At 76.6% G+C, this 12,757-nt stretch carries 8 protein-coding genes; 4 read left to right on the top strand and 4 right to left on the bottom strand.

What is annotated here, in order from left to right:
• Positions 1-229 precede the first annotated feature (229 nt).
• The 3 genes from AB0G01_RS24755 to AB0G01_RS24745 are packed head-to-tail and all read left to right on the top strand — an operon-like array spanning position 230 to position 5,414.
• Positions 230-1,726 (top strand): serine protease, encoded by a 1,497-nt coding sequence (locus AB0G01_RS24755; protein ID WP_360949372.1) that lies wholly within the window; start codon positions 230-232, stop codon positions 1,724-1,726.
• Entirely contained in the window at positions 1,723-3,972 is a 2,250-nt protein-coding gene (locus AB0G01_RS24750; protein ID WP_360949370.1) for a tetratricopeptide repeat protein, read from the top strand. Before AB0G01_RS24755 ends, AB0G01_RS24750 begins: the two co-directional genes overlap by 4 nt.
• 14 nt (positions 3,973-3,986) lie before the next feature.
• Entirely contained in the window at positions 3,987-5,414 is a 1,428-nt protein-coding gene (locus AB0G01_RS24745) for a vWA domain-containing protein (protein WP_360949368.1), read from the top strand.
• An 18-nt stretch (positions 5,415-5,432) separates the two neighbouring features.
• Here the strand turns inward: AB0G01_RS24745 and AB0G01_RS24740 are convergent, their stop codons facing one another.
• The 3 genes from AB0G01_RS24740 to AB0G01_RS24730 form a co-directional block, all read right to left on the bottom strand.
• Positions 5,433-6,062 (bottom strand): GNAT family protein, encoded by a 630-nt coding sequence (locus AB0G01_RS24740; RefSeq protein ID WP_360949366.1) that lies wholly within the window; start codon positions 6,060-6,062, stop codon positions 5,433-5,435.
• A 113-nt stretch (positions 6,063-6,175) separates the two neighbouring features.
• Positions 6,176-7,501: an NB-ARC domain-containing protein gene (locus AB0G01_RS24735; RefSeq protein ID WP_360949364.1), complete on the bottom strand. Its 1,326-nt coding sequence runs from the start codon at positions 7,499-7,501 to the stop codon at positions 6,176-6,178.
• A 151-nt stretch (positions 7,502-7,652) separates the two neighbouring features.
• Positions 7,653-8,924 (bottom strand): serine hydrolase, encoded by a 1,272-nt coding sequence (locus AB0G01_RS24730; RefSeq protein WP_360949362.1) that lies wholly within the window; start codon positions 8,922-8,924, stop codon positions 7,653-7,655.
• 377 nt (positions 8,925-9,301) lie between these two features.
• On the opposite strand from AB0G01_RS24730, the gene AB0G01_RS24725 reads away from it, so the two are divergent.
• Complete coding sequence (locus AB0G01_RS24725) at positions 9,302-12,004, top strand: hypothetical protein (protein WP_360949360.1); 2,703 nt, start codon at positions 9,302-9,304, stop codon at positions 12,002-12,004.
• A 51-nt stretch (positions 12,005-12,055) separates the two neighbouring features.
• On the opposite strand, the gene AB0G01_RS24720 is transcribed toward AB0G01_RS24725, so the two are convergent.
• Positions 12,056-12,730, bottom strand: a complete 675-nt coding sequence (locus AB0G01_RS24720) for a DUF1986 domain-containing protein (RefSeq protein ID WP_360949358.1) — start codon at positions 12,728-12,730, stop codon at positions 12,056-12,058.
• Positions 12,731-12,757: the final 27 nt, after the last annotated feature.

Here is a 12,757-nt window from a genome sequence, read left to right as displayed (position 1 = left end):
CGCATCCCACCCCTCGACCGGCGAACGGGCTCGCGGCGCGGCCGAGTCTTCCGCACCCGCCCACCGCGCGTCCGGCCGACCGGGCACACCACCCGGACAGAGCAACGACGCCCGGACCGCGCAGAAGAGGCCAACGCAGCGGGAATCCGGAAGTTTCCACTGGTCCGATCGGTTGTCGTGGGCGGGAAGCGCGGCCGACCGGGCACCGGTTCTGCTTAACCTGCCACGGGTGACCACCCGGCAGCCCCCACCCCCGCCGCGCGACGGCCGGGAGCCGTGGCGGGTCCGCATCCGCCGGGGCGGGTCGGGCCCGGTGCTGGGCGCGGGCGTCCTGGTCGACCGCACCCACGTGCTCACCTGCGCGCACGTCGTGACCGGCCACGAAGACCTGATGGCCGACCTGGTGGGTGTCGAGGGGACGCCGAGCTCACCCGCCCGGGTGATCACGGGGTTGTCCGTGCCGCCGGGCGAGGACGGGCGCGGTGACGTCGCGCTGCTGCGGTTGGAGGTGGCCCAGCCCCCCGGGCGCGCGGCCACGCTGCGCCGGGTGGCGTTGACGTTCGACCGGCACGTGCACGTGCTCGGCCACCCGCAGGGACTGGACGTGGGCGTGTGGACCAGGCAGACGCTGTTCGGGCACTCCGGGGCCGAGTGGCTCCAGATGAACCCGCGCTCGCCGACCGAGCAGCCGGTGCGGGTGGGGTTCAGCGGCGCGGGGGTCGCGGACTCGGCCACCGGTGACGTGCTGGGCATCGTGGTCGCCCGCTACGGCGGCACCTCGGCCGGCCTGTCCTGGATGATCCCGGTCGACGTGGTGGCCGCCCACCTGCCGCCGGTGGCCCGGTGGATCGTCGGCGACACCGGGATCGACCCGCTGTTCACCGGGGTCCGGGGCGAGCCGGCCGGCGCGGTCGCGGAGCTCGCGGACTGGCTGCGCCGGCGGCACCGGGGCGCGGCGGTGCTGGTCGTGCTCGGCGACGAGCTCGACGCGGTGCGCCAGGCGGTCGCGGTGTCCAGCGGGCGGACCGAAGCCGGTGACGCGCCCGGTGTCGACCTGGCGCTGGACGTCGGCGGGCGCACGGTGGACGAGGTGTCGGCGCGGATCGTGAGCCGCGCGGGGCTGGCCGTGCACGCGGCGGAAAGCGCGTCGGAACGGCTGCGGGCGGGCGCGCCGCCGATGACGATCGTGCTGGACGGCGTGGACGAGGCCGAGCAGCCCCGGGCGCTGGTGGACGAGGTGATCCGGCCGGTGCTGCGGGCGGGCGGGCGACTGGTCCTGGGTTTCCGCCGGGACGGTCCCGAGGGGCTCGAAGCCGCGCGCGGACTGGTCGCGGAGTCCGTGGCGACGGTGGTGGAGGCGTACGCGGACCGGATCGCGGCACTGCCCGACAACGCGGAGTGGCTGTTGCGGCTGACCGCGCTGCGCCGGGCGGCCGGGCTGGACCCGGCGGCGGTGGCCCGGCGGCTGGGCGACTTCGAGCGCCGGCTGGCGCGGGCCGAGCGGCGGGTCGGCCGGGCGCGGGCGATCGCCGACGACCGCGGGCTGCTCGACGTGCTGCGGACGGTGGCGAACGAGCACGGGCTGGCCGAGGACCTGGCGCTCGGCGAGGCGTACCGGCGGGCCGACGCGGCGGCGCTCGACGGGGACCGGTCGACGACGCACGCCGCCGTCCGGGCCTACCAGGACGCGGTGCGCCGGGCGGTCGAGGAGAAGGGGACCACGTGACGCGCTGCGCCAGAACCGGGTGCGCCGGCTCGATCGACGAGACCGGCTACTGCGACACCTGCGACCTGCCGCCCGACGCGGGCGCGCCGACCGGGGCGGTGTCGCCGGCGACGGCCGCGCCGGTGCCGGGCCCGGACCGCACCCGGCGCTCCCGGCAGAGCGACCCGGACGTCCTGCCGGTGTTCGAGTTCCCGGACCCGTCGAGCCGGATACTCACCGACTTCCGGGTGCCGGAGCGCAAGCGCCGGTGCGCCGGCGAGGGGTGCCCGGACCGCGACCGGCTGCCGGCCGGCGGGTCGGGCTACTGCCTGGCCTGCGGCAAGCCGTTCTCGTTCCTGCCGAGCCTCGACCCCGGCGCGGTCGTGGAGCAGCGCTACGAGGTGCTCGGGTGCATCGACCGGGGCGGCCTGGGGTGGGTGTACCTGGCCGAGGACCGGCGGCTCAACGGCCGGCTGTGCGTCCTCAAAGGACTGATCGACACCGCGGACGTCGCGCTGAGCCGGACCGAGCTGTGGGCGCTGACCCAGATCGACCACCCGAACATCGTCGGGGTCTACAACTTCGTCGAGCACCCGGACGCGCACACCCGCGAATCGCGCGAGTACATCGTGATGGAGTACGTGAGCGGGCTGCCGCTGAGCGCCGTGGCCGCGCACGCCCAGCACGGGCGCGGCGTGCTCAGCGAACCGCTGCTGACCGAGCACGTGATCACCTGCGTGCTCCAGGTCCTGGCCGCGCTGGACCACCTGCACGAACGCGACCTGCTCTACTGCGACCTCAAGCCGGACAACGTGATCATGCGGCCGGACGGGCAGGGCAGCCGCGCCAACCGGATCAAGCTGATCGACCTCGGCGGGGTGCGCAAGGCCGACGACCGGACCAGCCAGATCGTCGGCACCCCCCGGTTCCAGGTGTCCCGGGCCGAGATCGAGGAGCACGGGCTGACCGTGCGCTCGGAGATCCACACCGTCGGCGAGACCCTGCACCAGCTCTACCGGTCGACCGCCGACCACACCGGCCAGCACGTGCCCCCCGACCGGCACCTGCTCGACCAGCGGCGGATCGCGCCGGGCATCGAGTCGTTCCGGCGGCTGTGCGCGCGGGCCAAGGACCCCGACCCGGCCCGCCGGTTCGGCGGCGCGGCGGAGATGGCCGACCAGTTGCGCGGCGTGCAGCGGGAGATCGCCGCGCTGCGCGACGGCAGGCCGCGCCCGGAGCCGTCCGAGGTGTTCGGGTCCAACGCGGTGCTGCTGGACGCCGGCCTGGGCGCGGTGCCGCCGCTGACCCGCTGGACCCGGCGGCCGGCCGGGACCCCGCTGCACGACCTGCCGCTGGACTTCGGCACGCCGTCCCCGCGCGCCGTCGCGGTCGGGTTGCCCGACCCCCGGGTGCCCGCCGACGACCCGTCCGCCGCGCTGCTCGACGCGGCGGACGGGGACGCGCCCCGGCTGCTGGCCGCGCTGGTGGCGGCCGACCTGCCCACGGTCGAGTCCGCGCTCGCCCGGTGCCGCACCGGGCTCGCCGCCGACGACCTCGACGCGGCCCGCGCCGGCCTGGCGACGGCGCGCGCGCTGGTGGGCGGCGCGCCGGACTGGCGGCTGCCCTGGCACGAGGGCCTGGTGCTGCTCGCCGGGGCGGCCGGGGAGGACCCGGACCTCACCCCGGCCCACGAGCTCTTCGACGAGGTGTACGCGGCGCTGCCCGGCGAGGTCGTGCCGAGGCTGGCGCTGGCCTACTGCGCCGAGCGCGCGGGCGACCTCGACGCGGCCGAATCGCACTACCTCGCGGCGTGGCGGCGGGACCGCGCGGTGGCCGGCGCGGTGTTCGGGCTGGCCCGCGCGCACCTCGCGCGCGGCGACCGCGAGGGCGCGGTGGCGCTGCTGGACGAGACGCCCGCGATCTCCCGGCACCACGACGCGGCGCGGATCGCCGCCGTGCGGGTGCTCAGCGGGACGCTGCCGGGCGGCGCGCGCCCGGACGCGGCGGACCTGGCCGCCGCCACCACCCGGTTGGCGGCGCTGTACCTGGACGGCGGCGCGGCGACCGGCGAGTCGCGCACCCGGTTGGAGGCGGTCGTGCACGAGGCCGAGTTCGGCTCGCGGCCCGCGCCCGACGGGCCGGAAGACGCGCTGCGCGCGCTGCTGGAGAAGTGCTACCGGGCGCTCGCCCGGCAGGCCGGGGACCGGGCCGACCGCTCCGGCCTCGTCGACCTGGCCAACCACCACCGCCCGTTCACGTTCCGCTGACCCGAGGGGACGCCATGCCGGACCGACCCGAGTTCGACCTGATCGTCAGCCAGAACCCCTACCTGTCCGCAGAAGACGACGCGGTGCACGCGGCGCTCGTGGTGAAGTCCCGCACGCCCGCGCCGGCCGGCGGGCTGCCGGGGGTGGCGCAGGTGATCGCGATCGACTGCTCCGGCTCGATGTCCTACCCGGTGACCAAGATCGGCGCGGCCCGGCAGGGCACCAAAGCCGCGATCGACGCACTGCGCGACGGCGCGCTGTTCGCCGTGATCGCGGGCACCGAGAAGGCCCGCCAGGTCTACCCGGCGCACGGCCTGGCCGAGGCCGGCCCGGCGACCCGGAAGGCGGCGAAGGCGGCGGTCAAGAACCTGTCCGCGTCCGGCGGCACGGCCATCGGCCGCTGGCTGACCGCTGCGGGACGGCTGCTGCGCGACCACCCGACCGCCGTGCGGCACGTGATCCTGCTGACCGACGGGGAGAACGGCGAGCACGAGGGGGAGCTGGACCGCGTGCTGGCCGAGTTCCGCTCGGAGTTCACCTGCGACGCCAGGGGGATCGGCACCGACTGGCGGCCCACCGAGCTGCTGCGGATCGCCGAGGCGCTCCACGGCACCGCCGACGCGATCCGCCGACCCGACGACCTGGCCGAGGACTTCACCGCCATGACCCGCGCCGCGATGGCGAAGTTCGTGCCCGACCTGCGCATCCTGGTCCGCACCGCCGCCGGGGCGCGGCTGGACTTCCTGCGCCAGACCCACCCCGCCGAAGCCGACCTGCCGGGGGTCGCGCTGGACGAGCGCACCACCGCGTTCACCACCGGTTCCTGGGGCGTGGAGAGCCGGGAGTACCACTTGCGGCTCACCGTCGAGGCGACCGGCCGCCCGCGCGGCACCGACATCCGGGTGGCCCGGGTCGACCTGGAGACGACGTCGCCCGAGCACGCCGGGCACGCCAGGGCGGGCGAGCCGAAGGCGGTGGTCGTGCACTACACCGACGAGGTCGAGCTCTCCAGCCGGGTCGACCCGAGGATCGGGCACTACACCGGGCAGGCCGAGCTGAGCCGGGCGGTGCTGGACGGCGACGCGGCGTACCGGCGCGGCGACGCGGCGGGCGCGGCGGCGTGGGGCCGGGCCGTGGCGCTGGCCACCCGGCTGGAGAACGCGGAGGTGCTGTCCCGGCTGCTGCGGCTGGTCGAGGTGGTCGGCCCGGCCGAGGGCGGGAACGTGCGGCTGAAGGACGGGCTGGCCGCCGTGGACCTCCTGCTGGTCGCGGTCGGGTCGACCCTGTCCAGCGCGAGCCCGGACGGGTCGTCGGTGCTCGACGCCCTGTCGCCGGCCGAGGACGTGCCCGGCGGCCCGGACGTCCGGTGCGGTTCGTGCGGGCGGGAGTGGCCGGCGGGCTCGACGTTCTGCGGCGGGTGCGGGAACCCGGTCGTGGCGTGACCCGGGCCCGCTCCCCCGTCAACCGGTCGCGTGGTCGCCTCCGACGGCCGCGTGGTCGCCTCCGACGGCCGCGTGGTCGCCTTCGACAGCCGCGCGGTCGCCTTCGACAGCCGCGTACAGCAGGGAGTCGTGCCAGGTCCCCCGGATGAGCAGGTGGCCGCGCATCCTGCCCTCGAACCGCAGCCCGGCCTTCTCCAGCACGCGGGCCGAGGCGTGGTTGTCCGGGTGGCAGGTCGCGCTGACGCGCCGCAGCCGCAACCGCTCGAAGCCGAACTCCAGCAGCAGCGCGCTCGCCTCGGTGGCGTAGCCCCGCGACCAGGAGTCGCGGTGGAAGGCGTAGCCGAACTCCCCGCGCCGGTGGTGGGCGCTGGTGATGCCGATCGCCGCCGTGCCGATGAGCTCGCCCGTGCCGGCCACCGTCGCGGCCAGGGAGAACTCCGCGCGGTGGGGGTCGGCGGCCTGCGCGGTGGCCTCCGCCAGGAACGCGCGGGTGTCGTCGGCGCTGTTGGGACCCCAGCCGGTGAACCGGGTGACCACCGGGTCGCCGGCGTAGGAGTGCACCGCCCGCTCGTCCGCGTCGGTGAACTCGCGGAGCACCAGCCTGTCGCCGACCAGCCGGATGCCGCTCGGCTCTCGCGGTGTGCCCATGGTGCCCTCCCCTGCGTCCGGGTCGGCGTGCGCCGACGCCGGGAGAGCATCCTCGCGCAACCGTCCTGTGCCGCGCGACTCCTTTGCCGGCGCGCCGGCACCGGCCCGGCGGACTACGCGGCGGCGTCGTCCGCCGGGCCGGGTTCCGCCGGTGCCGCAACGGGTTCGCGGCTGCGGGAGTACTCGCGCAGCAGTCCCGGCATCGTGTAGCCGTCCGCGCCGACCGGCACGACCAGGTGGCCGAGGGCCAAGTCCCGCAACGAGGTCCGGGCCCGGGTCGGGTCCAGGTCCAGCGCGGCGGCGGCCACCGGGGCGGTGATCGTGGTCGGTGCGGACGTGCCGAACAGGCCGAACAGCCGCCGCGCCACGGTGTCCAGGCCGTCGTAGGACCGCTGGAAGCACGCCGCCACGCTCACGTCGCTGCGCGTTTCGAGCGTGGCGAGCGGGCCGCTGCCGCGCATCTCGGCGACGAGGTCGGCCACCGGGGACTCCACGCGCCGGTCCAGCGCGGTGACCGCCACCCGCAACGCCAGCGGCAGCCCGTCGCACAGCTCGACCAGCGCGGCCACCGCCGTGAGCTCGGCGGCCACCACCCGGTCCCCCGCCGCCCGCGCCACGAGCCGGATCGCGTCGCCCCGGTCCAGCGGCGGCACCTCGACCACCTGGCCGCCGTCGTGCACCGCCGCCGAGGTGAGGCGGTCACGGCTGGTGACGACCGTGCACGAGCCGGGCCCGGCCGGGCGCAGCAGCCGCACCTGGTCGGCCGACACGGCGTTGTCCAGCACCACCAGCACCCGCCGGTCGGCCACCGCGGACCGGAACAGCGCGGCGGCCTGCCGCACGTCGCCCGGGACCGCCGTCGCGGGCACGCCGAGCCCGACCAGCAGGTGGGCCGGCGCGGACGCGGCGTGCGGATCACCGTCGAGGTCGAGGTAGAGCTGGCCGCCGGGGAACCGGGTCCGGACCCGGTGCGCCCACGCCACCGCCAGGGTGGTCTTGCCGACGCCGGGCGGCCCGGTGACGACCAGCAGCGCCGAGTCCGCCCCGGCCGCCGCGTCGAGCGCGGCCAGCTCCCGCCCGCGCCCCACCAGGACGGCCGGCCGGGCGGGCAGTTGCCGGGGTGGGCCGGGCGCGGCCGGGGGCTCCGGCACCGGGTCGGCCGGGCCGGCGGTCAGCAGCCGGGTCCGCGCCGCCAGCCACCCGGTGATCTCGTCCTCGTCCCCGCCGCAGGCCCGCACGAAGGTGGCGACCAGCTTGCCGGTCGGCAGCGTCGTGCGGCACAGCATCGTGGCCGTGGTGCTCGGCGGCAGGGCGTCGCCGAGCTCCCCGGCCCGGCGGGCGAGCTGCCGGTAGGACAGCCCGGCGACCTCCCTGCGCCGCCGCAGCAGCGCCACGTACTCCGCGCCGCCCCGGGCGTCGACCGGATCGATCCCCTCCACGGTCCCCTCCCCCGTCCCGCCGAGCGCGGCGGTCGGTCGAACGGTGCCGGCAGGCCCTGGAGGAGATCTTGGACAGGTCTGGTACCGGCAGCGGGCGCGGTTCACCCGTCGTGGTCACGCGCCGAGCCGGACCCGGTCGGGTGACCCGGACTCACCCCGCCGGGGTGCCCGGGTCGGCGGCGGCGGCGGTCCGGACCGCCCGTGCCCGCCGCTTACGCAGGTACACCACCAGGCCCAGCACCAGGCCGCTGCCGGCCACGATCGTGATCGGCAGGCCGATGGTGCCGAACGCATCCGGGTCGTGGAGGTCCTGCGGTCCGGCCACGTCCGCCGCCGCGTTCCGACCGGGGGCCGACGAGGTGGGCGTGGGGCTCGCGGCCCTCGGCGCGCCGTCGACCAGGCGGCCGACCGGGGGCGTCGCGGGCAGCGCGAAACCGTAGTCCAGCAGCAGCGCGGCCTGGTCGGCGAGCCGGACCGGCTGCGGCTCGCCGCGCAGCAGCACCACGACCAGCCGGCGCGAGCCCCGGTGCGCCGCCCCGACGAACGTGTGGCGGGCGTCGTCGGTGAAGCCGGTCTTGCCGCCCAGCACGCCCTCGTAGGTGCCCAGGAGGCGGTTGTCGCTGCCCAGCACGACGGTGCCGTTCCCGTCGGCCGCCGGGAAGTCGACGGTCGGCGTGGTCATCGCCCGCGCGATGCGGGGCTGCCGCGACGCGGCCCGGAAGATCAGCGCCATGTCGTAGGCCGACGTGCTCATGCCGGGCGCGTCCAGCCCGGACGGCGAGGCCGCGCGGGTGTCCAGCGCGCCCATCCCGGCGGCCAGCGCGTTCATCCGGGCGAGCGCGGCGGGCACGCCGCCGAGCTTGCGCGCCAGGGCGTGGGCGACGTCGTTGCCGGAGACCATCATCAGCACCTGGAGCAACTGGTCGACGGTGTACTCCGCGCCTTCGCGCAGCCCGACGCACGTGCACTCCTGCGCGAGGTCCTCGGCGGTCGCCACGACCTTCGCGTCCGGCGCGAGTTCCGCCACCACGACCACCGCCAGCAGCAGCTTGATCACCGACGCGGGGCGCTGGCGGCCGTGCGGGTCCTGCCCCGCCAGCACCGCGCCCGAGTCCAGGTCGGCCAGCACCCACCCGGCGGCGTTGAGGCCGTCCGGGAGCTTCGGCGCGTCGGCGGGCAGCACCAGGCCGCACCCGCCGAGCCGGCCGCCGCCGACCGGCTCGGTGGGCACGGGCAGCGCCGAGGGCGGTGTGCCGCCCGGCGGCACCTGTTCGGAGGTGTCGACCGCCGGGGGTGGTGACAGCCTGTTGTCGCACGGCGCGGGCTGGGTCCGGGCCGCCGGGGCACCGAGGACGACGGCGGCCGACAAGGTGCAGGTGGCGAGCACCAGGGCAGCGGACCGTCGGAAGGCGGGGAGGCGCACGCGCCACAGGTTAACGGCAGCGCGTTCCCGTCCGAACGCGGACGGTGACCACCGCGACGACCCCCAGGACGGCCAAGACCGTGCCGGTGGTCGTCGACCGCGTGCACGAGGCCCGCTCGGCGCGGTCCACCACCGGCGAGCGGACGGAGATCGCCCGCGCCCACGCCCGCCACGGCGACGACGCCGGCGCTGAACCAGGGGCCGACCTCGCCCGCAGCCCCCGGAAAGTCCTTTGTGGACTTTGGAATGGGGTTGCGGCGCAAGCGATTCGGCCGGCGCATCTTAACAGCACCAAGACCCTTCTTCCGCCTCTTGTGGCGTTGTGCGCGGCGGCACTAGACATGCCCCTGCACAGGCCGATTCGAGGGGATCGCACCATGCGCCTGATCGTGCTGACGGTTGCCGCGCTGCTCACGACGAGCCTGGCCACACCGACCTGGGCCACCGGGCCCCCGGCGACCTCCCCGCAACCGGGGTGGACGTCCGCCGGCGGGCGGCTGGTGTGGACCGCGCCCGAGCCCGTCCCGCCCGGTGGCGCGGCCGTCGAGTTCTGGGACGGCGACCGGTTGCTCGGCCGCCCGCGACCGTCCGCCGACCTGCGCTCCTTCACCCTGGACGGAGCACGGGTCCGGAGCACCGGAGGACTCCGGGTCCAGGCCGCCGACCGCCGGCTGGACGTCGTCGAACCGGCACCGCCGACCACCGCGTCGCCGGTGGTGCCCGCGCTCCGGCCCGCCGGCGCGGTCGACCCGGGTCTGCCCGGCCCGTTCCCGACGCACACCGGCGAGTACGACCTGGACCCGATCACCGTCCCGGGGTACCCGACGCCGATCGAGGTGCGGGCGGTGGTCGTGGCACCGGAGGGGTCGCCCGGCGCGCGCCCGCTCGCGCTGTTCCTGCACGGCAGGCACTTCACCTGCTACGACCCCGCCGTGCCGGACGGAATCCTGCTGACCTGGCCGTGCCCGGCGGGTGCCCTCCCGGTGCCCGGCCACCGGGGGTACCTCCAGGCGCAACGGCTGCTCGCCTCGCAGGGCTACGTGACCGTGTCCGTGTCGGCCAACGGCATCAACGCGCAGGACACCGCCGACCCCGAGGCGGGCGCGGGCGCGCGGTCGGCGCTGGTCCGGACGCACCTGGCGAAGTGGGCGGACTGGGCGGGCGCGGGACGCGGTTCGGCACCGCCGGTCGTCCGCGCGGCACCCGTGCCCGACCTGGCGAACGTGCTCCTGGTCGGGCACTCGCGCGGTGGCGAGGGCGTCAACCGCGCGGCCACCGACAGCACCACCCCGCCGCCGCCGGGCAGCGGTCACGACGGGCCGGCGCGCTGGACGATCAGGGGGAACCTGCTGATCGGCCCGACGATCTTCGGGCACAACCCCGCGCCGGACGTGCCCTCGGCGACCCTGCTGCCCGGCTGCGACGGCGACGTCAACGACCTGCAAGGCCAGCTCTACCTGGACGCGACGCGCGGTCTCGGCCGGGGTACCGCGCTGCACAGCGCGCTGTACGTCATCGGCGCGAACCACAACTTCTTCAACACCGAGTGGACGCCCGGACAGGCGGAAGCCCCCGCCCACGACGACGTCGGCACCCAGCCCGACGACGCGGTGTGCTCGCCGGGCACCCCCACCCGGCTGACCGCGGCCCAGCAGCAGACGGCGGGCGCGACCTACATCGCGGCGGCGGCGCGGCTGTTCGTCGCGGGCGACCAGCGCGTGCTGCCGCTGCTCGACGGTTCCGGCGCGCGCGCCCCGTCCGCCGACCCGGCGCGCGTGCTCGGCCACGCCGTCGGCGGCGCGCGGTCCCCGTTCGTCGTGCCCGACGAGGCCACCACCGCCACCGGTGCCGCGCGGGTCTGCGAGCAGGTCACGAAGGACGTGACCGCCGCGTGCCTGGACCCGGCCGCGCGGCCGGGCTCGCCGCACTTCGCCCGGTTCGCCGGGATCGAGCCGGAGGCCGGCCGGTTCGCCGTGGCGCTGGCGTGGACCGCCGCCGGCCAGGCCGCCGTGGTGCGACCGGGCCGGGAGGTCTCGCTCGCCGGCGCGCGGGAGCTCGCGGTGCGGCTGGTCGTCCCGCCGAACACCACCGGCACCCGCTTCGACGTGGCCGTCACCGACACCGCCGGCCGCCGCGCGGACCTGGGACGGGTGTCGCTGGACGGGCTGCCCGCGTCGGGCCGGGTGTCCGCCCGGTGGGCGCAGGAGGTCCGCGTGCCGCTGCCGGCGACCGGCGTCGACCCGCACCGGATCGCCGCGCTGGAACTCGTGCCGCGCAGCGACACCGGTCAGGCGTGGCTGGTGGACGCGCACGGCTGGAACCCCGGGCTGCCCGACCCCGGCCCGACCGCGCCGCCCCGGGTGGACGTCGGGTCGGTGGCGGTGCGGGAGGGCGACGCCGGCACCCGCACCTTCCGGGTGCCGGTCACCGTCACCGGCGACGGCCCCGGCGCGGTGCGGCTGTTCGTCGCCGACGAGGGCGGGCAGGCGTTCGCCCAGCGATTGGTGACCGTCGAGGCCGGTCAGCACCTCGTCGAGGTCCCGATGCCGGTCACCGGCAACACCCGGTGGGGTCCGCCCGTCCGGCGGGCGCTGCTGGTGAAAGCCGTGCGGGGCACGGTCGCCGGCCGCTACGCGGGCGGTCTGGTCGTGCAGGAGGACGACCCGGAGCCCGCGCTCACCGCCGTCCCGGTCGCCGACGCGGTCACCGAGGGCGGCGCGCTGACCTGGCGGGTGACCCTGTCCGCGCCCGCCGACGCGGGCATCCTGTGGCAGGGCGCGCCGACCGCGCCGACCGACGGGCCGGAGCTGTCCAGCACCGACGTGGACGCGGAGTGGTTCCGCCGGCAATCCGGCCGGGACGACCCGCTGCCGTCCCGGCCGCTGTCCACGACCGGGGTGCGCGTGCTGCTCTACTTCCCGCCGGGCGAGGTCACCGCCGAGGTCACCGTCCCGACCACCGCCGACACCGACGTCGAACCCAGGGAGCGGACCCGGCTGCGGTTCACACCCCACGAGCCGGACGGCCGTGAGCTGGTGGTCACCGGCACCGTCACCGACACCGCGCCGGCGGGGCGCTGACCGCGCGGGGGCCCGCGCCGGCTCCGGCGCGGGCCCCGTCGAGGACGTCGGTCAGACGCCCGAGGTGGAGCGGATCCAGGCGCGCACGGCGGGCACGCTGCTGTACTGCTGCGTCGAGCTGCCGTCCGCCGTCGAGGCGACGCCGACCTGGAGGCCGTTGTACATCTGCGGGCCGCCCGAGTCGCCGGACCACGCGTTGCCGTTGATCCGGCTGCTGCACAGGGCCTGACCGCCGTAGTAGTCGGTGCAGACCGAGTTCTGCCGCACGTTGGCGGTCTTGAGCTGCGGCGACACCGGGCCGTTGCGGCTGGTGTAGCCCCACCCGTAGATCTGGTTGGTGCTGCCGGCGGGCGGGTTGGCGTCCGCCAGCGTGGCGTACTGGCTGGTCTGGATGGGCGTGGCGAGCTGGAGCAGCGACTGGTCGGCCCGCGTGTGGCTGACGTAGCGGGTCACCGAGCTCGGCGTGCCCTGGGCCCGCTGGACGTTGCCGACCCGGACCGTCAGGCCCGTGCCGACGCAGTGCTTCGCGGTGAGCACCCACTGGGCCGAGATGATCGTGCCGGAGCACGTGAACGAGCCGTTGCGGTAGACCGCCGCCGACCAGGGGGCCGACGACACCAGCGTGCCGCCGATGATCAGGGGTGAGACCTCGCCGCCCGGCGCGGCGTTCGCCGGAACGGCGGTCACCGCGCACAACAGGGCGCAGGCAAGGATGAAGGGACGCATGCGAATCTCCTCGTCCACTAGGCAGGG

Origin of the sequence: Actinosynnema sp. NPDC023587, from assembly GCF_040640215.1 — a bacterium.
Taxonomy (GTDB): domain Bacteria; phylum Actinomycetota; class Actinomycetes; order Mycobacteriales; family Pseudonocardiaceae; genus Actinosynnema.
The sequence above is the reverse complement of the archived record's forward strand: the minus strand, read 5'-3'. Positions and strand labels throughout refer to the sequence as shown.

What these genes read in the sequence shown, in the direction of transcription:
- AB0G01_RS24745 (WP_360949368.1), top strand. Translation starts at nt 3,987, where the DNA reads ATGCCGGACCGACCCGAGTTCGACCTGATCGTCAGCCAGAACCCCTAC.
- AB0G01_RS24740 (WP_360949366.1), bottom strand. Translation starts at nt 6,062, where the DNA reads ATGGGCACACCGCGAGAGCCGAGCGGCATCCGGCTGGTCGGCGACAGG.
- AB0G01_RS24725 (WP_360949360.1), top strand. Translation starts at nt 9,302, where the DNA reads ATGCGCCTGATCGTGCTGACGGTTGCCGCGCTGCTCACGACGAGCCTG.
- AB0G01_RS24720 (WP_360949358.1), bottom strand. Translation starts at nt 12,730, where the DNA reads ATGCGTCCCTTCATCCTTGCCTGCGCCCTGTTGTGCGCGGTGACCGCC.